Here is a 24,107-nt window from a genome sequence, read left to right as displayed (position 1 = left end):
CGCCGCTGGAACGGCCGGTCCGTCCGGGACCGGGGCGACGCGCGGAGGCTGTAGCGTGACGGGGCGAAGTACCCCTTGAGAGACGGCGGCACACCGCCCGCGGGCACAGCGCGCGGACAGCGGACGGAAATGACGGCGAGGACCATGGCACCCGGATCCGAAGCAGGTGGCGGCGGAGTGTCGGATGACGGAGCGTCGGCGCGCCCGGCCGGCCACGCGGCAGGCGGCGAAGGTGCCGAGTTCGGCGTCGGCGGCCTCGTCGGGGACGGCCGCTACCGGCTGACCCACCGTCTGGGCCGTGGCGGCATGGCGGAGGTGTTCGCCGCCGAGGACGTGCGGCTCGGCCGCACCGTCGCCGTGAAGCTGCTGCGCCCCGACCTCGCCGAGGACCCCGTGTCCAAGGCCCGCTTCACCCGCGAGGCGCAGTCCGTCGCGGGCCTCAACCACCATGCGATCGTCGCCGTGTACGACTCCGGCGAGGACGTCGTGGGCGACCGGTCCGTGCCCTACATCGTCATGGAGCTGGTCGAGGGCCGCACCATCCGTGACCTGCTGATGAGCGCCGAGGCGCCGCCGCCCGAGCAGGCGCTCATCATCGTGTCCGGCGTGCTGGAGGCGCTCGCCTACTCCCACCAGCACGGCATCGTGCACCGCGACATCAAGCCCGCGAACGTGATCATCACGAACAGCGGCGCCGTCAAGGTGATGGACTTCGGCATCGCCCGCGCCCTGCACGGGGCGTCGACGACGATGACACAGACCGGCATGGTCATGGGCACGCCGCAGTACCTCTCCCCGGAGCAGGCGCTCGGCAAGGCCGTCGACCACCGCTCCGACCTCTACGCGACGGGGTGCCTGCTGTACGAACTGCTGGCGCAGCGGCCGCCGTTCGTCGGCGAGACGCCGCTGTCCGTGGTGTACCAGCACGTGCAGGACACGCCGGTGCCGCCCTCGGAGGTGTCGGCGGGGGCGCCGCCGGAGCTCGACGGGCTCGCGATGCGGGCGCTCGCCAAGGACCCGGACGACCGCTTCCAGAGCGCCGAGGAGATGCGGGGCCTGATCCAGTACGGGCTGCGCATGCTCCAGGAGCAGGGCGGCCACACCGGCGTGTGGAACACCGGCCCGGTGGGGACCTATGACGGCGGGCACACCCCGGACGGCGGCATGGCCGCGACGTCCGTCATGGGCGCCCCCGTCGTCCCCGGCATGGGCCCGCAGCACGGCATGGGGCCGGGCGGCGGCCTCGCCCCGCACCACGGCCCGGGCGGCCACCCGCAGTACGCGGACACCTCGCAGGGCCCGATCCTGCCGCCCGCCAACCCGGACGACGGGGCGTACGCCGTCGGATACGACTACGACGGGCGCAGCCGCGGCGGCCGCGGCAAGGTGCTGCTGTTCGTCGGGTTCGCACTGGTCGCGATCATGGCGGGTGTCGTGTACGCGCTGAAGGTGGCCGAGACGTCGGCCGAGACGCCCTCGAAGCCGGTCGTGAGTCCGTCGTCGTCCTCGTCCTCGACCGAGCCCAGCCCCACCCCGTCGCCCTCGCAGAGCGAGGAGGGCGAGCAGGACACGGACACCTCCACGGGCGGCGGCACCGGCTGGGAGCCGCAGCCGCAGCGCCCGAAGTACCCGACGTACAGCCGGCAGCCCAGCCCGTCGACGAGCGCCTCGGGCGACACCGGCACGGCCGACGGCGGGACCGACGACGGCGGCACGACGGACGGCACCACCGACGGGGGGACCGACGACGGGGGCACCACCGAGGGCACCACCGACGGCAGTAACAGCGAGGGCGGCACCAACGAGGGCAGCGGCGACGGCGGCACGACCGGTTCGACCGACGGCGGGGGCACCACCGACGGCGGGGCTTCCACGACCTCCGGTGGCGGCCAGCAGGGCGGGACGGCCGCGGGCGGCGGCAGCACCAGCACGGGGACGACCACCGGGGGCTGACGTTCCGTCAGGGCCGGGGCCCAAGGCCCGAGGCCGCCGGTGCGGCAGCGACGTGAAGGGGCACGGGCTCCGCGGGGCCCCCGGCGCTACGGGTGCGCGCAGGCGCACGCGCTTGACGCGGGTACGGGGGTCGGACCACAGGAGCCCAGGGGCCCAGAGGTGCGAGCGCGGGTGCGGGGCCGCACGGCTTCATGGGCCCGGGGGCCGCGGGACCGCGGCGGTCCGCGGGTTCACCCGGCGAAGGCGTCCCGTACCGCTTCGTACTCCCGGGTCCACCACACCGTCAGGGCCGACGCCGCGGGGAACTGCGGGTCGGCCCTGCTGTCGCGCAGTTCGTAGCGCCAGCGCAGTATCCAGAAGTCGTTGAGCCGCTCCCACCACACCCTGTGGACGGCCGCGGCGAGCTCCGCCGCGCCGGCCCCGGCGGACCGGCGGTACGCGCGGGCGTAGGCCCGCACCTTCGGCAGGTCGAGGCGTCCGGTCGGCTGCACGTAGAAGATCAGCGCGGCCCGCACCGCCTCCTCGGCGCGGGGCTGCACCCCGAGCCGGTCCCAGTCGACGATCGCGGCCGGCTCGGCCCCCCGGTACAGCAGGTTCAGCGGGTGGAAGTCGCCGTGCACCCAGCCGCCCGACCCGGGCGCGGCCGGGCCGGGCCGCCGGTGGGCGTGCTCGGCCAGCAGCCGCCGCCGCTCCAGCAGCCGCTGCTCGGCCAGCTCGTCGAAGGGGTCCCGCTGGTGCCGGGCCCTGACCAGGGCCAGCAGCTCCTCGATCGCCCGGTGGGTGTCCTCGGGGTCGGCGCTGCCGTGCGGCTCCGCGGGCGCGCCCCCCATGACCCGCTCCAGGCAGGTGTGGACGAGGCCGAGCAGGGCGCCCAGGCGGCGGGACCCGCCCCTGGTGAGCTGGGCGCCGTCCCTGTGGCGGCCCTCCACCCACGGGTGGAGGGCGTAGCAGTGGCCGCCGACCACCGCGACCGTGCGGCCGTCGACGGCCGGGAGCGGCGGGGCGACGGGGACGCCGAGGGCGTGCAGCCGCTCGGTGGCGCGGTGCTGGCGGGTGATCGTCGCCCGGTCCGAGGTGGGGGCGTCGACGTGCTGTTTGAGGAAGAAGGTGCCGCGGGTGGTGGTGAGGCGGTAGCCGCGGTTCAGCAGCCCCTGGGTGAGCGGCTCGCAGGACACCGCCTCGGCGCGGGGCACGTACCGGCGCACCAGCGCGTTCACAGGAGGGACGGGCGCAGCGGCGCCGAGCGGGGCGGGGCGCCGGGCGGCGGGGGGTAAGGCGAGGAGAGGAGCGAGAGGCGCAGATGCGACAGATGAGCGCGGCACCCGACAGATGTTAGATCACGATGAGATCACTCCGCTGCGCCGTTCATCAGGCGGACAGCACCCGCCGGCGGTACGGTCCGGCAGACGAACTCTTCCCGTGGCCGGGGTCCACGGGATACCGTGCCGCTGTTCCGGCGGCCTGCAGGGCTCTGACCAGTGATTGTTCCCCGCTTTCCCGATTTACTTGGAAATCCAAGCAAAATCGCAGGTCAAGTGGGGTTTCGCAGGAATGCGACCCACTGGGTAACGTGCCTATGACAGGGTGCTCGCCGGGACACCTGTCACGCCTGCCACCGGCCGAGGGCACCCACCCCGTGCACGCGTACGGAGTCAGGCGGAGAGCCGCTCCCCCCAGCTCACCGCAGCCAGGGGGACCCCAGTCGCCCGGCGGACCCCGGGGACCGGACAGACGGAGGAGCACGCACGTGACCGTGGAAGGCACTGCCGCGCGCAAGCCGCGCCGCAGCAGCGGGGCCAGTACCGGCAGCACCGGCGCCAAGCGGAGCGCCTCGCGCGCGCACGCGAAGAAGCCGCAGGGCCAGAACTCCGAGCCCCCCCTCGTCCAGCTGCTGACGCCGGAAGGCGAGCGCGTCCAGCACCCGGACTACGACGTCGACCTCAGCCCGGAGGAGCTGCGCGGTCTGTACCGCGACATGGTGATGACCCGCCGTTTCGACGGTGAGGCCACCGCGCTGCAGCGCCAGGGCGAGCTGGGCCTGTGGGCCTCGCTGCTGGGCCAGGAGGCCGCACAGATCGGCTCCGGCCGGGCGCTGCGCGACGACGACTACGTCTTCCCGACGTACCGCGAGCACGGCGTGGCCTGGTGCCGCGGCGTCGACCCGACGAACCTGCTCGGCATGTTCCGCGGCGTGAACAACGGCGGCTGGGACCCGAACAGCAACAATTTCCACCTGTACACGATCGTCATCGGTTCGCAGACGCTGCACGCGACCGGCTACGCGATGGGCGTGGCCAAGGACGGTGCGGACTCCGCGGTGATCGCGTACTTCGGCGACGGCGCCTCCAGCCAGGGAGACGTGGCGGAGTCGTTCACGTTCTCCGCGGTGTACAACGCGCCCGTGGTGTTCTTCTGCCAGAACAACCAGTGGGCGATCAGCGAGCCCACGGAGAAGCAGACCCGCGTCCCGCTCTACCAGCGCGCCCAGGGCTACGGCTTCCCCGGCGTGCGCGTGGACGGCAACGACGTGCTGGCCTGCCTGGCCGTGACCCGCTGGGCCCTGGAGCGGGCCCGCAACGGCGAGGGCCCGACCCTGGTCGAGGCCTTCACCTACCGGATGGGCGCCCACACCACGTCCGACGACCCGACCCGCTACCGCACGGACGACGAGCGGGCGGCCTGGGAGGCCAAGGACCCGATCCTGCGGCTGCGCCGCTACCTGGAGGCGCAGGGCCACGCGGACGCGGCCTGGTTCGACGAGGTCGAGGCGGAGAGCGAGACGCTCGGCAAGCGCGTGCGCGAGGCGGTACGCGCGATGCCGGACCCCGATCACATGGCGATGTTCGAGCATGTGTACGCCGACGGGCACGCGCTCGTCGACGAGGAGCGCGCGCAGTTCGCCGCGTACCAGGCGTCGTTCGCGGATGGCGAGGTCAAGTGATCATGGCGGTGCAGAAGCTTCCCCTGGCGAAGGCGCTCAACGAGTCGCTGCGCAAGGCCCTGGAGACGGACCCCAAGGTCCTGATCATGGGCGAGGACGTCGGCAAGCTCGGCGGTGTCTTCCGCGTCACCGACGGCCTGCAGAAGGACTTCGGCGAGGAGCGGGTCATCGACACCCCGCTGGCCGAGTCCGGCATCGTCGGCACCGCGATCGGCCTGGCCCTGCGCGGCTACCGGCCGGTCGTGGAGATCCAGTTCGACGGGTTCGTCTTCCCGGCGTACGACCAGATCGTCACGCAGCTCGCCAAGATGCACGCCCGCTCCCTGGGCACGGTCAAGCTGCCGATCGTCATCCGCATCCCCTACGGCGGCGGCATCGGCGCGGTGGAGCACCACAGCGAGTCCCCGGAGGCGCTGTTCGCGCACGTCGCGGGCCTCAAGGTGGTCTCCCCGTCGAACTCCTCCGACGCCTACTGGATGCTCCAGCAGGCCATCCAGTCCGACGACCCGGTGGTCTTCTTCGAGCCGAAGCGGCGCTACTGGGACAAGGGCGAGGTCGACCCGGAGGCCATCCCGGGCGAGCTGCACCAGGCCCGTACCGCCCGCGAGGGCACCGACCTCACCCTGGCGGCCTACGGGCCGATGGTGAAGGTGTGCCTGGAGGCCGCCCAGGTGGCCGCCGAGGAGGGCAGGTCCGTCGAGGTCCTGGACCTGCGCTCGGTGTCCCCCGTCGACTTCGACGCGATCCAGGCGTCGGTGGAGAAGACGGGCCGGCTCGTGGTGGTGCACGAGGCGCCGGTGTTCTTCGGGTCGGGCGCGGAGATCGCCGCCCGCATCACCGAGCGGTGCTTCTACCACCTGGAGGCCCCCGTGCTGCGGGTGGGCGGCTACCACGCCCCGTACCCGCCGGCACGGCTGGAGGAGGAGTACCTGCCGGGTCTCGACCGGGTGCTCGACGCCGTCGACCGCGCGCTGGCGTTCTGAGGAAAGGCGAGAACACCGTGATCCGCGAGTTCAAGATGCCCGACGTCGGTGAGGGACTCACCGAGGCCGAGATCCTCAAGTGGTACGTCCAGCCCGGCGACACCGTCACCGACGGCCAGGTCGTGTGCGAGGTGGAGACCGCGAAGGCGGCGGTCGAGCTGCCCATCCCGTTCGACGGGACGGTGCACGAGCTGCGCTTCCCCGAGGGCACGACCGTCGACGTCGGCGAGGTCATCATCTCCGTCGACCTGACCGGCGGGGCCGCCGGCGCCGCCGCGCCCGAGGCCCCCGCCGCCGAGGCCCCCGCCCCGGCCGCACCGGCGCCCGAGGAGCCCGCCGAGGAGCCCGAGCCGCAGGGCCGCCAGCCGGTCCTGGTCGGCTACGGCGTCGCCGCGTCGTCCACCAAGCGCCGCCCGCGCAAGCAGGCCGCTCCCACCGGGGCGGCGCCCGCCGCGGTGGCCGCCGTGCAGGGCGAGCTCAACGGCCACGCCCCGGCGCCCGCCGCTCCGGTCCCGCAGGGGCGTCCGCTGGCCAAGCCGCCGGTGCGCAAGATGGCCAAGGACCTCGGCGTCGACCTGGCCACGGTCACCCCGACCGGCCCCGACGGCGTCATCACCCGCGACGACGTCCGCAACGCCGCCGCACCCGTGCAGGCCCCGCCCGCGCACGCCCCCGCGGCCGTGCCGGCGCAGGCCCCCGCACCGGCCGCCGCCGAGCCGGCCGAGGCGGCCGACGCGGGCGCCCGGGAGACCCGGGTCCCGATCAAGGGCGTGCGCAAGGCGACCGCGCAGGCGATGGTGGGGTCCGCGTTCACCGCGCCGCACGTCACCGAGTTCGTCACCGTCGACGTCACCCGCACCATGAAGCTCGTCGAGGAGCTGAAGGGCGACAAGGACATGGCGGGGCTGCGGGTCAACCCGCTGCTGCTGATCGCGAAGGCCCTGCTCGTGGCGATCCGGCGCAACCCGGACGTCAACGCGGCGTGGGACGAGGCGAACCAGGAGATCGTGCGCAAGCACTACGTGAACCTGGGGATCGCCGCCGCCACCCCGCGTGGCCTGATCGTCCCGAACATCAAGGACGCCCACGCCAAGACCCTCCCGGAGCTGGCCGAGGCGCTCGGCGACCTGGTGGCCACCGCCCGCGAGGGCAAGACCACCCCGGCCGCCATGCAGGGCGGCACGGTGACCATCACCAACGTCGGCGTCTTCGGCGTCGACACCGGCACGCCCATCCTGAACCCCGGCGAGTCCGCGATCCTCGCGGTCGGCGCGATCAAGCTCCAGCCGTGGGTCCACAAGGGCAAGGTCAAGCCCCGCCAGGTCACCACCCTGGCGCTCTCCTTCGACCACCGCCTGGTCGACGGCGAGCTCGGCTCCAAGGTCCTGGCCGACGTGGCCGCGGTCCTGGAGCAGCCCAAGCGCCTGATCACCTGGGCGTAGCGGGACGCACCACCGGCGAGTGCCCCGTCCGCGATGCGGACGGGGCACTGTCTTGTACCCGTCTTGTATCTATGCTGTGCGCATGCCAGCCGCCCCGTCACCGCCCGCCGCAGAGCGCGTCTACGCCCACGTCAAGGAAGCCGTCCTCGACCGCCGCTACGAAGGCGGCACCCTCCTCACCGAAGGCGCACTCGCCCAGGCCGTGGGCGTGTCCCGCACGCCGGTCCGGGAAGCCCTGCTGAAGCTGGAGACGGAGGGGCTGCTGAAGCTCTACCCCAAGAAGGGCGCCCTCGTCCTCGCCGTCTCCGCCCAGGAGATCGCCGACGTCGTCGAGACCCGCCTGCTGGTGGAGGAGTTCGCCGTCCGCAGGTGCGTGCCCGCCCCCCTGCCGCTCCTCGAACGGCTGGCGGGCCTGCTGGAGGAGCAGCGGCGGCACGCGCGCGAAGGAGACCTGCGGGCCGTCGCCGTGACGGACCGGTGCTTCCACGCCGAGATCGTGCGGCACGCCGGCAACCAGATCCTGTGCAGGCTGTACGACCAGCTGCGCGACCGCCAGCTGCGGATGGGCGTCGCCGTCATGGAGGCCCATCCCGACCGCATCGCCAAGAACATCGCGGAGCACGCCCAGATCCTGGAGGCGCTGCGCGCCGGCGACGCCGAGGCCGCCGCGCGCTGCGTGCACGGCCACGTCAGCCGGGTCAGGGTGCTGGTCCGGGGTGAGGACCGGTGACCCAGGACGGCCCCGCCGCGCCACCCGCCGATCCCCCCGGAGGCCGCCGCGCCGTCCTCGTGTGGGGCGTCGGCGTCTCCGTCTACTTCGTCTCGGTCGTCTTCCGCACGTCCCTCGGAGTCGCGGGCCTCGACGCCGCCGACCGCTTCCAGGTCAACGCGTCGGCCCTCTCCGCCTTCTCCATCGTGCAGCTGCTCGTCTACGCCGGCATGCAGATACCCGTCGGCCTCATGGTGGACCGGCTCGGCACCCGCAGGGTCCTGACCCTGGGCGCCGTCCTCTTCACCATCGGCCAGCTCGGCTTCGCCCTCTCCCCCTCGTACGGCATGGCCCTCGCCGCCCGCGTCCTGCTGGGCTGCGGCGACGCGATGACGTTCATCTCCGTGCTGCGGCTCGGCGGCCGCTGGTTCCCGGCCCGGCGCGGACCGATGATCGCCCAGGTGGCGGCCCTCTTCGGAGTGCTGGGGAACCTCGTCTCCACCCTGGTGCTGGCGCGGCTGCTCGACGACGTCGGCTGGACCGCGGCCTTCGCGGGCAGCGCCTGCGCGGGCCTCGTCGTCCTCGTCCTCGCCCGGGTCTTCCTGCGGGACCACCCCGAGGGTCACGCCCCGCCGCCGGTGCCGGCAGGGGGCGCGCCGTCCGTGCGGTGCCAGATCGCCGCCTCCTGGCGGGAACCGGGCACCCGGCTCGGCCTGTGGGTGCACTTCACCACCCAGTTCCCCGCCATGGTGTTCCTGCTGCTGTGGGGCATGCCGTTCCTGGTGGAGGCGCAGGGGCTCAGCCGCGGCCGGGCCGGGGAGCTGCTCACCGTGGTCGTGCTGTCGAACATGGTGGTGGGGCTCGCCTTCGGCCAGATCATCGCCCGCCACCACGCCGCCCGCGCACCCCTGGCGCTCGGCACCATCGGGGCGACCGCCGCCCTGTGGGCCGCCGCGGTCGCGTACCCCGGTGACCACGCACCCCTGTGGCTCCTGGTGACGCTGTGCGTCGTCCTCGGCGCCTGCGGGCCCGCCTCCCTGATCGGCTTCGACTTCGCCCGCCCCGCGAACCCGCCGGAGCGCCAGGGCACCGCGTCCGGCATCGTCAACATCGGCGGATTCACGGCGTCCATGGCGATCCTGCTGGCCGTCGGCGTGCTGCTGGACACCACCGGCGGGAACTACCGGATCGCGTTCTCGTCGGTGTTCGTCCTCCAGGCGGTCGGCCTGGCCCAGATCCTGCGGCTGCGGGGCCGCACGGCCCGGCGGGAGCGGGAACGCCTGGTCGAGAGCCGGGTGGAGACGGTCCACGTCCCGGCGTGACGGGAAGTCACGGGAGGTGTGACGGGATGTCACGGGGCGATGGCGGCACGGGCCGCGCCGTCAGCAGTCCGGGGCCACCGCCGGGCCGCGTCCGCCCGCGGGCCCTGGCACGGGGTGCCGGGGCGTCAGACCGACGGGGAGAGGACGGCGTCACGGGGTGACGGCGAAGTGGGCGAGGATCGCCGCGGCGAGCTCCTCGTCGCCCTCGACCTTGATCCGGTCGGCGACCGCCGCCGGGCGGACCCGTCCGCACGCCAGGCGCACGTACGTCTCCCAGTCCAGTGCGAACGTCACCGCGGGGCCCAGGGACGGCGCCCCGTCGACCGTGCCGCGGCCCTCGCCGTCGACCCGCACGGTCCGCAGGAACTCCACGGGGCCGTTGACGTCGAAGACGACCGCGGAGTTCCGGGGCGCGCCCGCGTCCTTGGCGACGACCCGGGGCAGCACCTCCAGCAGGTTGTCCCGGGCGACGAGGGCGCCGGGCGAGTCGAGGTTCCCGGGCCTGCCGAGTGCGGCCCGCAGGTCCTGCTCGTGCACCCACACGTCGAAGGCCCGCATCCGGTAGGCCACTTCGAGGGTCTGCTCGGCGCCCAGCGGGGCGCGCACGAGGGTGTCGGGGGAGCGGCTCTCGTTGCGGAGCATGCGGGCCCGGCGGATGAGCACGTACTCGAACTCCGAGGTCATCTCCGGCGCGGTGTGGTGGCGCCGCACGTCGACCTGCATCTCCATGTAGCGGGCGAAGTCACTGCGTACGTGGTAAAGATCCCGCGGCAGCGAGTGAATCGGCCGCGGGTCGCCCAGCATTTCGCACTCCATGCCGATGACATGGGAGACGATGTCACGGACCGACCAGCCGGGGCACGGGGTGGCGCGATTCCACTCCCCCTCCACGAGCGGTTGCACCAGCTCGGCTATCGCTTCGATGGAGTGGGTCCAGGCGTCGGCGTAAGTCTGGAGGCTGGGATGGACGGTCACGGGACCCCTCGTGCGGCTTGCGGCGTGCGGCTCGGAACGCGGACTTGGCGCTGTGGCGCCTGGCGGGGGGCGGCCCGGGGGCTGGCCCCCGGGAGAGAACAGTACGCTCCTCGCAGGCACCTCGGCAGTGCTTTCGTGTGACGATCGTAGGCCCGTATTGACGGCTCCAACGCCAGGACGGTGGTAGTGTGCGCGCCTCGCTTCTCCAGATCGCGGTCAAACCGGACGAGTCGGTAGCGGCCCGTCGGGCCCGCGCCGCGGACCTCGTGCGCGATCAGCGCGGCGCGGACCTCGTGGTGCTTCCGGAACTGTGGCCGGTGGGCGCTTTCGCGTACGAGTCGTTCGCCGCGGAGGCCGAGCCGCTCCGGGGACCCACGTACGAGGTGATGGCGCAGGCCGCGCAGGACGCGGGCCTGTGGCTGCACGCCGGGTCGATCGTGGAACGCGCCCCCGGCGGCGCCCTGTACAACACGTCCCTGGTCTTCGGCCCCGACGGTGAGCTGGTCAGCTCCTACCGGAAGATCCACCGCTTCGGCTTCGACCAGGGCGAAGCGGTGCTGATGGCGGCGGGTCAGAACCTGGTGACGGTGCCTCACCCGCTGCTGCCGTTCGGTGTGGCGACCTGCTACGACCTGCGCTTCCCCGAGCTGTTCCGGGGCCTCGTCGACGCCGGCGCGCGGGCCTTCGTGGTCCCCGCGGGGTGGCCGGCGCGGCGCCGGGCGCACTGGACGCTGCTCGCGCGGGCGCGCGCCGTCGAGAACCAGGCGTACGTGCTGGCGTGCGGGACGGCCGGTACGCACGCGGGCGTGGAGCAGGCCGGGCACAGCATCGCCGTCGACCCCTGGGGCGAGGTCCTCGCCGAGGCGGGCCCCGGCGAGGAGACCCTGACGGTGGAGCTGGACCCGGGCAAGGTGGCGGTGACGCGCGAGCAGTTCCCCGCCCTCAAGGACCGGGTGCTGGGGACGCCACCGCCCGCGCGCGCGTAGCGGCTGCCGCCGCACCGGACCGGGGCCGTGGCAGGCCCACGCGCCGGGTGACCGCCCGCACGCACCCGCGGCTGCCGCCTCACCCGGGCCGTGGCCCCGTCCGAGCGCCGAGAACCGCAGCGCCCCTCCTCCGCGCGCGTACGCGTCCGCCGCGCGGGGCCGGAAGGCGGACGGGCCCGGCTTTCCGGCTGCCCGGCCTGCCCGGTGCGGCGGCGGGGGTCAGGAACCGGGCTTCCAGCCCGCGAGCCAGTCGGACACCTCCTGGCCGGCGGCCTGCGCGTCCGTCAGATGCGGCCGGTCGCCGCTCGCGGGCCCGGCGCCGGGCCCGGTGTTCCGGTACTCGGCGAAGCGGTCGTCCTTCCAGGAGAAGCCGCTCATGTCCGTCCACGGCTTCGCCTTGACCGCGGCGCTCAGCCGGGTGTCCCGGACGGTGGTCTGCGGGTCCAGGGACGCGTCACCGCCCGCGTGCCAGGGCCGCCCCAGGTGGAAGGTGCCGTCGGCGACGTCGCCGTCGACCACGGACCGGCTGATCAGCAGGCCCTTGCGGCCGGCCGGGGTGCTGGGCGCCGTGACGTAGCCGCCGGACGATCCGTCCCAGCGCTTCTTCAGGGTGATCACCGACTTGTCGATCACCGCGGTGGCCCGGCCGAAGATGAAGTCGACGTTCCCGACGACGTACGAGTTCGTCATGTAGACCCGGCCGAGCCGGTCCTTGGACGCGGTGTCCAGCAGCAGCGTGTCCTGGTCGCCGCTGACGATGACGCCGTCGAGCAGCACCCGGTCCGCGGCGGTGCGCAGGGCCACCGCCTGGTGGCCGCGGACGTGCTGGTTGCGGGCCTCGTCGAAGTCGTTGGACACGGTCAGGTTGCGTGCCTGGAAGCCGTCCGCCTCGACGGAGACGGTCGCGCTGCCGCTGGTGCCGTACGTGCCGGAGCCGTCCGGCTTCGGCGTGCCCGCGGCGTTCCCGTACACGATGACGGTGTCCTTGCGGCCGGCCCCGGTGCCCTCGATGGTGACGCGCGGTTTGTTCGCCGGCACCCTCACCGTCTCCCGGTACGTGCCGGGCGGCGACCCGGATGACCACGCGGGACGTGTTGCCGGCCGGGACGGCGTCCACGGCGGCCTGCACGGTGGCGTACTGCCCGCTGCCGTCCTTCGCGACGGTGAGCACGGTAGCGGCGGCCGGGGCCCTCCCGGCCGTCCCGAGGGAGGAGCGCGGCCCGGCGCCGCCCTTGACCCGCGCGGGGACGTCGGCGGCCGGGTCGAGCGTGTACGGGTAGAAGGCCCGGGGGTCGAACGCGGTGCCGCCGGACTCGTTGCGGCCGGTGGTGCCGGAGAAGACGTTGCCGCGCTGCACGAGGGAGGCGGTGGCGTCCTTGATGACGGGGTTCCGCATGCCCTGGAAGTAGCTGTTCTCCAGCACCATCCGGGTGCGGCCGCGCGCGTAGTTGCCGTAGGACGACGTGACGGCGGTGCCCGGCTCGTCCTGGAGGTAGTTGTTGTAGAGGTGCGCGTGGGCGGCGTTGTCGGTGGACGGATTGCGCTGCTCGGTCTCGCGGATCCAGTTGTGGTGGACCGTGATGTCGGTGACCACGTTGGGGGTTCAGCCGATGCCGAACGCCTTGTTGTTGTGGCTCATCCGGTTCCAGGACACCGTCACGTACGTGGAGTCCTTCGCGAACCCGTCGGCCGCCTCCTGCGCCCACACCGGGACGGCGGCCGCCGCCCGCTCCTGCGCGTCGTCGCCGAACACCCCGAAGGCCGTGCCGTACGCAAGGGCCCCGGCGGCGGCCAGCGCCGGCGGCAGGCCCGCGGTGAGGGCCGTCCTGCGCCGGCGGTGCCGCGCTCTTCCGCGTGTCTCGCTCACGTGTCGTTTCCGTTCCGTGGAGGGGTGGATGGTCCACGGAACGGTCGCCGCCGACGGCGGGAAGGTTGCCGCCGGAGCCGGATGGCAAGCTTGAACCATGAACGATGCCGCCCCGGCGCCCACCCCCGCGCCCGCGCCCGGGCGTGCCCGCGCCCGTGCTCCCTAGCTGATCGTCAAGGGTGGCTGGCTCAACACGGGTGGGTGGAGTCTGACGCTCGCGGACTCACGAGGTAAGTGCGTTGGCGTTGTCGTGAATTTCTGGATTTCCTGAACCAACATGAGCACTCCTCGCTGGCGTGGGACACGTGCACCAACACACCGCAGCTGACCCGTACTCGCGCCTGTCACTGGACCGGGAGGGCAAGACCGCGATCGATCGCCAGGAAGCCGACTGCCGGGCGTGGGCGGAGCGCAACGGACGGACCATCTGAAATGACGATCGAAGTCCATTACCTCCTTAAGAGATGTCCTGAGTCGCTATGGACGGAACGGAACCAAACGTCATTCCGTCACTTCGTCACTGGGGCCGCCCGAGGGCCGGCGTGAAGTTGCGCGGTGGTCGCCATCCCGACGCCGGCCACAGTTCGGAAGACGCACGCTGGGTGTGACGCCGTTTTTCGGGCCCATCGTGGCTCTGACCAGCACATATCGACCGCCGAAGACGCGAGAGCGACACAGTTGACGCCCTGCGAAGCCCGCCGAAGGCCCCACGGAACCACCGGGCGGGCGGTGGCACACCATGAGCCCCCGTCCTCGTCGCCCCGGATCGGGACGGTGGGTGTGGGAGCTCCGTCTCATCAGGTACCCCGTCGGGATACGCCCACCGGACACGGTGCATCGGAGAATGGCCAGGGGCTGAGGGGTTGCCCAGACAGCGCGAACCTGCCCGACAGCGTTGTTCCCCTGTCGCGGGACGGGGCACTTGCTCGGGGCTGCCTCTTGGCATGTCTGACGCGTCATTCCGGCGGCTGGCTGTACCTCTCCAGCGTCGCCTTGCTCGTGGACCGGTCCACCAGCCGCAGTTCCCAGGGGCCGGTGTTCACGTCGAAGTCCTTGCCGAAGCCGACCCACTTTCCGGCCATGCGCCGTCCGGTCGGCTCCACCAGGAGTTGGATGGCCCCGTGGTAGCGGGCCCCGCTGTAGTAGCCGTCTGCGGCAGTCTGCTCGACCCACGTACCGGTGACCACGTTGCGATCAACGGTCAGGTCCATCGTGAGCGGGCTGTCCGGGTTGCTGCTCGCCCCGGGCAGGCTCTGAACGGTCAGCCGGTTCCCATGCTGGACGATCACTACGCAGTGCTTGCCCTCGTACGAGTCGTCCCGGCTCGAAGAGAAGAACTCGTAGCGGCTGAGCCACACCCCCGAAAACGTCTCCTCACCCGTCTGCGCGGCGGGCTGCACGCCTGCAGCGGCAGATGCGACACCGGTTGCAGCGGTCTCCATGTCATGTCCTCCCTTCCCGTCGGCCTGGACTCGTGCCGTCGGCACCGGCAGGGCGAACCCCAGCGCCTCGATCGGACGACCAGTGACCCGTTCTAAGGCCCTGGCGTAAACACCCCGAGGCGTCTTGCTCGTGCCGGACTCCCAGCGCTGCACCAGCCGCTTGGAAGCCTCGTTCGGCTCCCCCAGTTCCGCACCTGCCCGGCGGAGCGCCTTGGCGAAGTCGTCTTGGCTCAAGCGCAGGCCGATACGCACGGCCCGCAGCACATCATTCGGCACCACGGAGGTCGTCGTCATGACGTCAAAGCTAGACCGAACAGCCATGCAATGACACCGGTTTGACGCCCTAGGGGGCGTCATTGACACCCCACTGAGTGACGCCCAGGCGACGCCCGAAGCGTCGTCGTCCCGACCGACCGGCGGCGGGAACATCGGTTCACCAACCGGACCGGGCAGCGGAAGGCAAACCATGACCATGACCGTGCGGGTCTCTCGCGATTCCGGCCAGACGTTCGGCTCTGAGGTGATCTACCCCCAGCAGCAGCGCCGAGAAGCCGTTGACCCCCATGTCCTCTGCCGCCTGGCCCCCTGCAGGTTGCCCCGGATGCTCCTCACAGACCAGGAAGGCACAGACGTGGCGATCACCGACACGACGAAGACCGTGTACGACCTCATCACTCCGGAACTGAGGGCCGACCTCATCACCATGGTCCGCGAGGACTCCTGGCCGGAGATGACCGACGATCAGGGCGAGCGCGGCGTCAACCAGGTGGCGGCCTTCCTCGCCGTCGCCGCGAACACCACGGAGAGGGCCACGCCCAGCCTCCGCGTGGGCCTCTTCTGGCATGCGCTCGTGCTCCACACCAAGCACTACGCCGAGTTCTGCGACGCGCTCGGCTGCGGGTTCATCCATCACGTCCCCGACCGCAACAGCGGCCACAACCCGGCCGAGGGCCGGGCCGCGATGCGTCGGACGGCCGAGATGATCCGATCGGCCGGCTTCGACGTGGACCCGGAGTTCTGGCCGATCGACGGCGCGGCCGACTGCACCCAGAGCTACGCGGGCTGCTCCGACAGCCCCGTCGCCAAGTAGCTCCGGCGCAAGCGGAGCGACCGACCCACCAGAGCTTCAGCCGCCCGGTATCGTGCCGGGCGGCTGTCGCCGCGAACGAGAACGGACAGGTAGTGACTGACGCTCGCAGCACCGCATGGGACACGTACTCGCAGAGCAAGCCCCAGCGTCGGAAGACCAACGCCGAGGGCGAGACCACGTGGTTCAACTGGACCCAGTACCCGGACCACGGCCCCAGGGCCGATGTGCTCCAGCTGAACCCGGGAGACAGTGCACTCGACCTCGGCTGCGGGTCTGGAGGGAACGCCGCTCATCTCGCAACGCTCGGCATGAAGTCCGTCGGGATCGACCTCTCCGCCAAGCAGCTCGACAAGGCGCGCGAGCGGTGGCCGGACGTGGACGGGATGGAACTCCACCAGGCCGACGCCCTCACCTACCTCGGAGACACGTTCACGATCTTCGATGCGGTGTACAGCGTGTTCGGCGCTGCCTGGTTCACCGCCCCCGGCCTCCTGCTGCCGATCGTTCACGCGAGCCTCAAGCCGGGTGGTGTCTTCGCCTTCTCCCAGCGGCCCCCGGTCGAGGGGTGCTACGGCTGCCAGGCGTCATACATCCCGCGCGGGCCCGAAGAAGACCCCGCTGTCGTCAAGCGGTGGGACTACGACCCCGATGTGTGGGCGCTGATTCTCAAGGAACACGGCTTCGTGGACGTGTCAGCGTCCGTGCTTGCCCCGCCCCTGGGGAGTCGCCGCACAGGCACCCTCTTCGTCCGGGGCATCCAAGGAGGCTAGGGCAGGGGGACTGGTCTGAACCGACGAAAGCCCTCGACAGGCACTCATCAGGACAGCCGCTGGGGCAACGGCGTCGCACGGCCGTGATCCGGTGTTCATGGGCCAATGGCAAGCTTGAACCATGAACGATGCCGCCCCGGCGCCCACCCCCGCGCCCGCCCACCGCCGTGCCCGAGTCCGCGCTCCCGAGCTGATCGGCAAGGGCGGCTGGCTCAACACCGGCGGGAAGGACCTGAAGCTCGCCGACTTCCGAGGCCGCATACTGATCCTGGATTTCTGGACCTTCTGCTGCATCAACTGCCTGCACGTCCTCGACGAGCTGCGGGAGCTGGAGGAGAAGCACCGGGACACGGTGGTCATCGTCGGCGTCCACTCGCCGAAGTTCGTGCACGAGGCCGACCACCAGGCCGTCGTCGACGCGGTCGAGCGGTACGGCGTCGAGCACCCCGTGCTGGACGATCCGGAGCTCACCACGTGGAAGCAGTACGCCGTGCGGGCCTGGCCGACGCTCGTCGTGATCGACCCGGAGGGGTACGTCGTCGCCCAGCACGCCGGTGAGGGCCACGCCCACGCGCTGGCCGAGCTGGTCGCGGAGCTGGAGGCCGAGCACGAGGCCAAGGGCACCCTGCGGCGCGGCGACGGCCCGTACGTGCCGCCGGAGCCGGTGGCGACCCACCTGCGCTTCCCCGGCAAGGCACTGGTGCTGGAGTCGGGCCATCTTCTGGTCTCCGACACGACCCGCCATCAGCTGGTGGAGCTCCAGCCGGACGGCGAGACCGTCGTGCGGCGGATCGGCAGCGGTGAGCGGGGCCTCGCCGACGGGCCCGCGGACCAGGCACGCTTCAGCGAGCCGCAGGGGCTGTGCGCCCTGCCGGACGGCCGGGTCGTGGTCGCGGACACCGTCAGCCACGCGCTGCGGGTCTGGGACCCGGCCACCGGGGAGACGGCCACGGTCGCGGGCACCGGCGCCCAGTGGATGCAGGGCTCCCCGACCCGGGGGCAGGCGCGCGAGGTGGCGCTCTCGTCGCCGTGGGACGTGGCCTGGTGGCAGGGGAAGGTGTGGATCGCCATGGCGGGCGTCCACCAGCTGTGGACGTACGACCCGGAGACCGGCACGGTGGAGGCCGCCGCGGGCACCACCAACGAGGGCCTGGTCGACGGGCCGGCCGCCGAGGCGTGGTTCGCGCAGCCGTCGGGGCTCGCCGCCACCCCGGACCGCCTGTGGGTCGCGGACTCCGAGACGAGCGCACTGCGCTGGGTCGACCCGGACGGCACCGTCCGCACCGCGGTCGGCACGGGCCTGTTCGACTTCGGGCACCGCGACGGCGCCGCCGACCAGGCGCTGCTCCAGCACCCGCTGGGCGTCACCGCCCTGCCGGACGGTTCGGTCGCGGTGTGCGACACGTACAACCACGCGCTGCGCCGCTTCGACCCGGCGAGCGGCGAGGTCACGACCGTCGCCACGGACCTGCGGGAGCCGAGTGACGCGGTGCTCGTCGGCGAGGACATCGTGGTCGTGGAGTCGGCCCGGCACCGGCTGACGCGGCTGCGGCTGCCCGAGGAGGCCCTGAAGGTGGAGGCGGTCGCGCACCGCACCCGGCGGGAGGCCACCACGGTCGCGCCCGGCACGCTGTCCCTGGAGGTCGTCTTCCGCGCCCCGGCCGGACAGAAGCTCGACGAGCGGTACGGTCCCTCGACCCGGCTGCTGGTGTCCTCGACGCCCCCGGAGCTGCTCACCGCGGGAGCGGGCACGGGCACGGACCTGTCGCGTGAGCTGATGCTGAACCCGGAGGTCACCGAGGGCGTGCTGCACGTCTCGGCGATGGCGGCGTCCTGCGACGACGACCCGGACAACGAGTACCCGGCCTGCCACGTGCACCAGCAGGACTGGGGCGTCCCGGTGAAGGTCGAGGCAGGTGGCGCGGCGCGTCTTCCCCTCATCCTGGCGGGACTTGACGCCTAGCCGACCGCGGGAGGGCCGCCGGTACGATGCCGGGCGAGGGCGGGGCCGTAGCGCAGAGGTGGTCGCGCGCGGTCTCCAAAATCGCGAGGACGCCGGTTCGATCCCGGCCGGCCCCGCCCGCCTGGAGCTACGCGCCTGGCGGCGGGGCGGCGCCGGTCCGAGGCGGGCCGGCCTTCCTCGGGCTCCGGGAAGTGCTGCCCCGCCAGGTCAGCGGATCGCCTCGTCCATGAGGAGGTAGAGCAACCCGACGAGGGAGCCGCTGCTGACGATCTCGCGCCGGTCGATCATGGCCCGCACGTCGGTCAGCGGGATCCACTCGATCCGGTCCGACTCGTTCTTCTCGGTCGGCGGTCCTTCGTACGTCGCCCCGTCGGCCCGGAAGATGTGGTGCTGGGAGTCAGTGATGCCATTCGCCGGCTCGGCGTAGATCAGCGGCGTGATCGGCCCGGGCCGCCAGCCGGTCTCCTCCAACACCTCACGGGCTGCCGCCTCGGCCGGCGTCTCCCCCTCCTCGACCAGGCCCATGGGCAGCTCCCATGCCCACGCGTCCGTGATGAAGCGGTGGCGCCACATCATCAGGACCTCACGCCGCTCGTTGATGACGGTGGCCACTGCCAGGTGGCGGAGCTTCACGACGTGGTGCTCCCAGCGGTTCCCGTCCGGCGTCTCGACGTCGGTGAGCCACAGGTTCACCCAGCTGTTCTCGTAGATCGGACGTTCCCCGTGGATCTTCCACTGCATCGCTGCGGCCCCTCTCGATCGGCCTCCAGCATCGCAGAGCGGCGGCTGACAGGAGCCGGGTTCGCCCCCTCTTCACGTCAGGCTGACGAATACCGGACGCCTTCCCCTCGACAGGGGCCCCTTGCCCTCATTCCGGCTCGGAGGCGGCCGCGAGGCGGCGGAGGCAGTGGTCGGCAGCCGTGAGATGCGGCTTGTGCAGCGCATCGCTGTAGAGCCGCATCTCACGGGCCGCTCGGTCCATGTGCTGCCAGAAGGCGAGTGGCAGATCGAGATCCACTGCGAGATCGACCAGACTGTCGAAGGCGAGTCCCAGCTCGTTGTACTCCAGGAACTCGGCGGGCGCCGAGAGGTCGACGCCCGGCAGGCTCGCCAGATGGGTTCGCGCCGCCGCCAGGTGTCTGCGGGTGCGGTCCCAACTGCTGTGCAGGGCGTCCGGGTCAACGGTCATGAGGTCAGTGTCGCCTGTGGGCACGGCCGGCCGGATGCCCCGTGGCGGCCGTCAGACGAGCGGGTCGCGGGTGCCGTCGCGGACCTCGTGGGCCGGGTCCGTGACGGTGGCCGCCATCGGTTGCACCAGCGCCCTGCGGCGCCGGGCGATGCTGGTGTAGGCGGCGACCCCGATGAGCCCCACGGCCATCATGATGAGTCCCGCCACGTCCACGTTGAAGCCGCTGACCTCCCAGTCGGTCGCGAAGGTGAGGATCGCACCGCCGGCGAGGAGCAGCAGGCATCCGCCCAGGCCCATCGTTCGCCTCCCTTTCATCCGTGTTCACGGAAGTCCGAGGACGTACCGGTACCCGGGTAGGCGCATCCAACGCCTGGGCGGACCGCGTTACTTGAGGAAGGCGACGAGGGCGTTCGCGAGCAGGTACGGGTCGTCCGCGCCGCACAGTTCGCGGGCGCTGTGCATCGACAGGCAGGCGACGCCGATATCGACGGTGCGGATGCCGTGGCGGGCGGCGGTGATCGGGCCGATGGTGGTGCCGCACGGCAGGTCGTTGTTGGAGACGAACGCCTGCCACGGCACGCCCGCTGCTTCGCAGGCCGCCGCGAACACGGCCTGGCCGCCGCCGTCGGTGGCGTACCGCTGGTTGACGTTCACCTTGAGGATGGGGCCGCCGTTGGGGCGCGGGTGGTGCGTGGGGTCGTGGCGCTCGGAGTAGTTGGGGTGGACGGCGTGGCCCACGTCGGAGGACAGGCACACCGTGCCGGCGAAAGCGCGGGCCCGGTCCTCGTAGCTGCCGCCGCGGGCGAACACGGAACGTTCCAGCACGCCGCCGAGCATCGGGCCCTGCGCCCCGGTGTCGGACTCGGAGCCGTTCTCCTCGTGGTCGAACGCGGCCATGACGGGGATGTACGCCGGCTCGGTGCGCGCGGTGGCGACGGCGGCGAGCGCGGCGGTGCAGGCGTGCACGGACAGCAGGTTGTCGAGGCGGGGCGCGGCGAGCAGTTCCCGGTCGCGGCCCAGGTAGGCGGGCGGTTCGACGGAGTGGACCATGAGGTCCCAGCCGACGACGGAGGACGCGTCGATGCCCTCCTCCTCGGCGAGGAACCGCATCAGGTCGCCTTCGCGGACGTCGTCGCCGAGGCCCCAGATCGGCTGCATGTGGCGCTGCCGGTTCAGCTTCAGGCCCTCGTTGACCTGCCGGTCGAGGTGGATGGCGAGCTGCGGCACGCGAAGCAGCGGCCGGTCGACGTTGACGAGGCGCGAGGTGCCGTCGCGCAGGGTGAGGCGTCCGGCGAGGCCGAGGTCGCGGTCGAGCCAGGAGTTCAGCAGCGGGCCGCCGTAGATCTCGACGGCGACCTGGCGCCAGCCGTGCCCGCCGCTGTCGGGGCGCGGCTTGACCCGCAGGTTCGGCGAGTCGGTGTGGGCGCCGACGATGCGGAACGGGGTGTGGGCCTTGGCGCCCTCGGGGACGTACCAGGCGACGATGGCGCCGCCCCGCAGCACGTACTTGCCGCCGGTCGTCCCGTCCCACTCGGCGGTCTCCTCGACCTGCCGGAAGCCCGCCTTCTCCAGCCGTTCGGCGGCGGTCGCGACGGCGTGGTACGGGGACGGGGAGGCCGCCAGGAAGGTCATCAGGTCGTCGGTGTGGCCGCGGTCGAAGCGGGCGGGTGAACTGCTCATGCCCACACCATACGGGCGGGCCCCGGCGGGGTCGCAGGGGTTCGCGAACCGGGCGTTGTCAGTGGTGGCTGTCAGTATCGGTGGTGACGACCCACCGTTGATCGACGCGAGTCCGGAGGTGCACGGTGACGACGATGACGAGTGCGGCGGCGACCGCGGCGGCCGCACCTGCGCCCGCCCTGTGCTGCGCGGTGTGCGAGGCGCCGGGTGCGGAGTGGAGCGCCGTGTTCGCGATACCGATGTGCGCGCTGTGCGCGAGGACCGGTGCGGGTGCGCCGGACGACCGGGACCCGGTGCGGCTGGGGGACCTGCTGCCGGTGACGGCGGCGGCGCTGCGGGCGTCGTCCGCGACGCGTTCCGGCGGGGCGTCCCCGGCGCGGGTGAGGGCACGGGTGCCGGCGCCCCGGTCCGGTTCCCTGATGATCTGCCGGCAGTGCGGCGGCCGGGCGCGCTGGCACCGGACGACGGGTGACCGGTGGGTGGCGATGGAGCCGGGCGTGCGCCCGGCGGCCGGGGTGCCCAACGGCAAGCGCTGGTACATCGCGGGGGACGGCACGGCGGTGAACCTGCGGCGCGCCATGCCGTCGGACACGTGCCGGGTGAGCCACTTCGACGTGTGCCCGGGGCGGGTGGGCGAGTGAGCCACTTCGACGTGTGCCCGGGGCGGGTGGCCGGGCAGGACCGGCGGCCGCGTCCCGGTGCGGACGGCGGGCACGGCAACGGCCCGCTTCCCCGGATCGGACCTTCCGGGGAAGCGGGCCGTCATGCCCTGTGCCGAGCTGCCCGCTCGCTGACCGGAGAGCCGCTCGACCGGTCAGCGGGCCGTCATGACCTCAGCCGATGCGGCCGACCAGTCGATGCGGCCGGTCAGCCGACGCGGCCGGTCAGAACGCGGACTCGTCCAGCTCCATCAGGGAGTTGTCGACGCCCTCCGCGATGAGGCGCTCGGTGGCGACGCCGGGCAGGACGTTGGCCGCGAAGAACTTCGCGGCCGCGATCTTGCCCTGGTAGAAGGCGACGTCCTTGGCGGGTGCGCCCGCGGCCAGCTTCTCGGCGGCGACGGCGGCACCGCGCAGCAGCAGGTAGCCGACGACGACGTCACCGGACGCCATCAGCAGGCGGGTGGTGTTGAGGCCCACCTTGTAGATGTTCTTGACGTCCTCGCCGGTGGCGGTGAGGTGCGTCAGCATCGTGCCGACGATGCCCTCCAGGTCGACGGCCGCCTTGGCGAGCGCGTCGCGGGCCGGGGCCAGCTCGTCGCCGCCGGCGCCGAGCGCGAGGAACTTCTTGATCTCCTCGGCCAGCGTGTTCAGCGAGGCGCCCTGGTCGCGGACGATCTTCCGGAAGAAGAAGTCCTGGCCCTGGATGGCCGTGGTGCCCTCGTAGAGGGTGTCGATCTTGGCGTCGCGGATGTACTGCTCGATCGGGTACTCCTGGAGGTACCCGGAGCCGCCGAAGGTCTGGAGGGACTGGGCGAGCTGCTCGTACGACTTCTCGGAGCCGTAGCCCTTGACGATGGGGAGCAGCAGGTCGTTCAGGCCGTGCAGTGCCTTGGCGTCCTCGCCCGCGGCCTCCTTCTCCTGGATCGCGTCCTGGACGGCGGCCGTGTACAGCACGAGGGCGCGCATGCCCTCCGCGTACGCCTTCTGCGTCATGAGGGAGCGGCGCACGTCCGGGTGGTGCGTGATGGTGACCTTCGGCGCGGTCTTGTCCATGAAGTTCGCCAGGTCGGTGCCCTGGACGCGCTCCTTGGCGTACTCCAGCGCGTTGAGGTAGCCCGTCGACAGGGTGGCGATGGCCTTCGTGCCGACCATCATGCGGGCGAACTCGATGATGCGGAACATCTGGCGGATGCCGTCGTGCTTGTCGCCGATCAGCCAGCCCTTGGCGGGGTGCTGGTCGCCGAAGGTCATCTCGCACGTGTTGGACGCCTTGAGGCCCATCTTGTGCTCGACGTTCGTGGCGTAGACGCCGTTGCGGGCGCCCAGCTCGCCGGTCTCCCAGTCGAACTCGTACTTCGGGACGAGGAAGAGCGACAGGCCCTTGGTGCCCGGACCGGCACCCTCGGGGCGGGCGAGGACGTAGTGGAGGATGTTCTCCTCCATGTCGTGCTCACCGGACGTGATGAAGCGCTTCACGCCCTCGATGTGCCAGGAGCCGTCCTCCTGCTGGATCGCCTTGGTGCGGCCCGCGCCGACGTCCGAGCCGGCGTCCGGCTCGGTGAGCACCATGGTGGAGCCCCAGCGCTTCTCGACGGCGATCTCGGCGACCTTCTTCTGCGCCTCGTTGCCCTCCTCGAAGAGGATGCCCGCGAAGGCGGGGCCGGAGGAGTACATCCACACGGCCGGGTTGGAGCCGAGGATCAGCTCCGCGTACGCCCAGATGAGCGAGCGCGGCGAGGTGGTGCCGCCGATCTCCTCGGGCAGGCCCAGACGCCAGTACTCGGAGTCCATGAAGGCCTTGTAGGACTTCTTGAAGGAGGCCGGGACCGGCGCGGTGTTGGTCTCCGGGTCGAAGACCGGCGGGTTGCGGTCCGCGTCGGCGAAGGACTCGGCGAACTCGTTCTCGGCGAGACGGCACAGCTCGTCGAGGACGCTCTTGGCCGTGTCGACGTCCATCTCCTCGAACGGACCGGTGCCGTACACCTTGTCGCGGCCGAGGACCTCGAAGAGGTTGAACTCGATGTCGCGGAGATTCGACTTGTAGTGCCCCATGGCGAACGGCTCCGTAAGGGATCGGGAGGCAGGTTCCTCGTGCATCTACCAGGTAGTAGCTACGATGATGCTACCCGTCGG

Annotated in this window: 20 protein-coding genes, 1 tRNA gene and 1 pseudogene; 13 read left to right on the top strand and 9 right to left on the bottom strand. The window is 72.1% G+C overall.

The window, feature by feature from the left end:
- The first annotated feature begins 144 nt into the window (after positions 1-144).
- Positions 145-1,953 carry a protein kinase gene (locus tag BJP40_RS15435; protein ID WP_079171201.1) on the top strand — a complete coding sequence of 603 codons (1,809 nt, stop codon included), beginning with the start codon at positions 145-147 and terminating at the stop codon, positions 1,951-1,953.
- A gap of 230 nt (positions 1,954-2,183) precedes the next feature.
- Here BJP40_RS15435 and BJP40_RS15430 read toward each other — a convergent pair whose 3' ends face one another.
- Positions 2,184-3,275, bottom strand: a complete 1,092-nt coding sequence (locus tag BJP40_RS15430) for a phosphotransferase (protein ID WP_079171200.1) — start codon at positions 3,273-3,275, stop codon at positions 2,184-2,186.
- A 425-nt stretch (positions 3,276-3,700) separates the two neighbouring features.
- Between BJP40_RS15430 and pdhA the strand changes: the two genes are divergently transcribed.
- The 5 genes from pdhA (at position 3,701) to BJP40_RS15405 (ending at position 9,350) form a co-directional block, all read left to right on the top strand.
- Positions 3,701-4,894, top strand: coding sequence for a pyruvate dehydrogenase (acetyl-transferring) E1 component subunit alpha (gene pdhA / locus BJP40_RS15425; protein ID WP_071280850.1), 1,194 nt, complete (start codon positions 3,701-3,703; stop codon positions 4,892-4,894).
- A gap of 2 nt (positions 4,895-4,896) precedes the next feature.
- The gene (locus BJP40_RS15420) at positions 4,897-5,877 is read left to right on the top strand and encodes an alpha-ketoacid dehydrogenase subunit beta (protein WP_071280849.1); all 981 of its coding nucleotides are present in this window, start codon (positions 4,897-4,899) and stop codon (positions 5,875-5,877) included.
- Positions 5,878-5,912: 35 nt separating this feature from the next.
- A complete protein-coding gene (locus BJP40_RS15415; RefSeq protein WP_071280882.1) occupies positions 5,913-7,319 on the top strand; it encodes a dihydrolipoamide acetyltransferase family protein in 1,407 nt (468 codons plus the stop codon).
- Positions 7,320-7,401: 82 nt separating this feature from the next.
- Positions 7,402-8,049: a GntR family transcriptional regulator gene (locus BJP40_RS15410; RefSeq protein WP_177204391.1), complete on the top strand. Its 648-nt coding sequence runs from the start codon at positions 7,402-7,404 to the stop codon at positions 8,047-8,049.
- Positions 8,046-9,350, top strand: coding sequence for a nitrate/nitrite transporter (locus tag BJP40_RS15405; RefSeq protein ID WP_071280847.1), 1,305 nt, complete (start codon positions 8,046-8,048; stop codon positions 9,348-9,350). The genes BJP40_RS15410 and BJP40_RS15405 overlap by 4 nt, the downstream gene beginning before the upstream one ends.
- Positions 9,351-9,500: 150 nt before the next feature.
- Here BJP40_RS15405 and BJP40_RS15400 read toward each other — a convergent pair whose 3' ends face one another.
- The gene (locus BJP40_RS15400) at positions 9,501-10,325 is read right to left on the bottom strand and encodes a maleylpyruvate isomerase family mycothiol-dependent enzyme (protein WP_071280846.1); all 825 of its coding nucleotides are present in this window, start codon (positions 10,323-10,325) and stop codon (positions 9,501-9,503) included.
- Positions 10,326-10,513: 188 nt separating this feature from the next.
- Between BJP40_RS15400 and BJP40_RS15395 the strand changes: the two genes are divergently transcribed.
- Positions 10,514-11,311, top strand: coding sequence for a carbon-nitrogen family hydrolase (locus BJP40_RS15395; protein WP_071280845.1), 798 nt, complete (start codon positions 10,514-10,516; stop codon positions 11,309-11,311).
- A gap of 219 nt (positions 11,312-11,530) precedes the next feature.
- Here the strand turns inward: BJP40_RS15395 and BJP40_RS15390 are convergent.
- Positions 11,531-13,178 (bottom strand): annotated as a pseudogene (locus tag BJP40_RS15390) (pectinesterase family protein).
- 305 nt (positions 13,179-13,483) lie between these two features.
- Between BJP40_RS15390 and BJP40_RS35575 the strand changes: the two are divergent.
- The gene (locus BJP40_RS35575) at positions 13,484-13,609 is read left to right on the top strand and encodes a hypothetical protein (protein ID WP_256220745.1); all 126 of its coding nucleotides are present in this window, start codon (positions 13,484-13,486) and stop codon (positions 13,607-13,609) included.
- A gap of 525 nt (positions 13,610-14,134) precedes the next feature.
- Here the strand turns inward: BJP40_RS35575 and BJP40_RS15385 are convergent.
- Positions 14,135-14,914, bottom strand: coding sequence for a DNA-binding transcriptional regulator (locus BJP40_RS15385; RefSeq protein ID WP_071280881.1), 780 nt, complete (start codon positions 14,912-14,914; stop codon positions 14,135-14,137).
- Positions 14,915-15,221: 307 nt separating this feature from the next.
- Here BJP40_RS15385 and BJP40_RS15380 point away from each other — a divergent pair, with 307 nt between their 5' ends.
- The 4 genes from BJP40_RS15380 to BJP40_RS15365 all read left to right on the top strand — a co-directional run bounded on the left by BJP40_RS15380 (position 15,222) and on the right by BJP40_RS15365 (position 18,559).
- Entirely contained in the window at positions 15,222-15,710 is a 489-nt protein-coding gene (locus BJP40_RS15380; protein ID WP_256220744.1) for a hypothetical protein, read from the top strand.
- Positions 15,711-15,802: 92 nt separating this feature from the next.
- Positions 15,803-16,480 carry a bifunctional 2-polyprenyl-6-hydroxyphenol methylase/3-demethylubiquinol 3-O-methyltransferase UbiG gene (locus BJP40_RS15375; protein WP_071280843.1) on the top strand — a complete coding sequence of 226 codons (678 nt, stop codon included), beginning with the start codon at positions 15,803-15,805 and terminating at the stop codon, positions 16,478-16,480.
- 121 nt (positions 16,481-16,601) lie between these two features.
- Complete coding sequence (locus tag BJP40_RS15370; protein WP_071280842.1) at positions 16,602-18,443, top strand: NHL domain-containing thioredoxin family protein; 1,842 nt, start codon at positions 16,602-16,604, stop codon at positions 18,441-18,443.
- A gap of 41 nt (positions 18,444-18,484) precedes the next feature.
- Positions 18,485-18,559: transfer RNA gene (locus tag BJP40_RS15365), tRNA-Trp, on the top strand.
- Positions 18,560-18,650: 91 nt separating this feature from the next.
- Here BJP40_RS15365 and BJP40_RS15360 read toward each other — a convergent pair.
- The 4 genes from BJP40_RS15360 to BJP40_RS15345 form a co-directional block, all read right to left on the bottom strand.
- Positions 18,651-19,184 carry an NUDIX hydrolase gene (locus BJP40_RS15360; RefSeq protein ID WP_071280841.1) on the bottom strand — a complete coding sequence of 178 codons (534 nt, stop codon included), beginning with the start codon at positions 19,182-19,184 and terminating at the stop codon, positions 18,651-18,653.
- A 127-nt stretch (positions 19,185-19,311) separates the two neighbouring features.
- Positions 19,312-19,632 (bottom strand): MafI family immunity protein, encoded by a 321-nt coding sequence (locus tag BJP40_RS15355; protein WP_071280840.1) that lies wholly within the window; start codon positions 19,630-19,632, stop codon positions 19,312-19,314.
- A 51-nt stretch (positions 19,633-19,683) separates the two neighbouring features.
- Positions 19,684-19,929: a hypothetical protein gene (locus tag BJP40_RS15350; RefSeq protein ID WP_071280839.1), complete on the bottom strand. Its 246-nt coding sequence runs from the start codon at positions 19,927-19,929 to the stop codon at positions 19,684-19,686.
- Between the two features lie 87 nt (positions 19,930-20,016).
- Entirely contained in the window at positions 20,017-21,312 is a 1,296-nt protein-coding gene (locus BJP40_RS15345) for a M18 family aminopeptidase (protein WP_071280838.1), read from the bottom strand.
- A gap of 134 nt (positions 21,313-21,446) precedes the next feature.
- On the opposite strand from BJP40_RS15345, the gene BJP40_RS31845 reads away from it, so the two are divergent.
- Entirely contained in the window at positions 21,447-21,953 is a 507-nt protein-coding gene (locus tag BJP40_RS31845) for a DUF6083 domain-containing protein (protein WP_226962574.1), read from the top strand.
- A gap of 243 nt (positions 21,954-22,196) precedes the next feature.
- Here BJP40_RS31845 and BJP40_RS15335 read toward each other — a convergent pair whose 3' ends face one another.
- A complete protein-coding gene (locus BJP40_RS15335; RefSeq protein ID WP_071280836.1) occupies positions 22,197-24,026 on the bottom strand; it encodes an acyl-CoA dehydrogenase in 1,830 nt (609 codons plus the stop codon).
- Between the last annotated feature and the right edge of the window lie 81 nt (positions 24,027-24,107).

The sequence above is a fragment of the Streptomyces sp. CC53 genome, from assembly GCF_001865245.1.
In the GTDB taxonomy this organism is placed as follows: Bacteria; Actinomycetota; Actinomycetes; order Streptomycetales; family Streptomycetaceae; genus Streptomyces.
The sequence above is the reverse complement of the archived record's forward strand: the minus strand, read 5'-3'. Positions and strand labels throughout refer to the sequence as shown.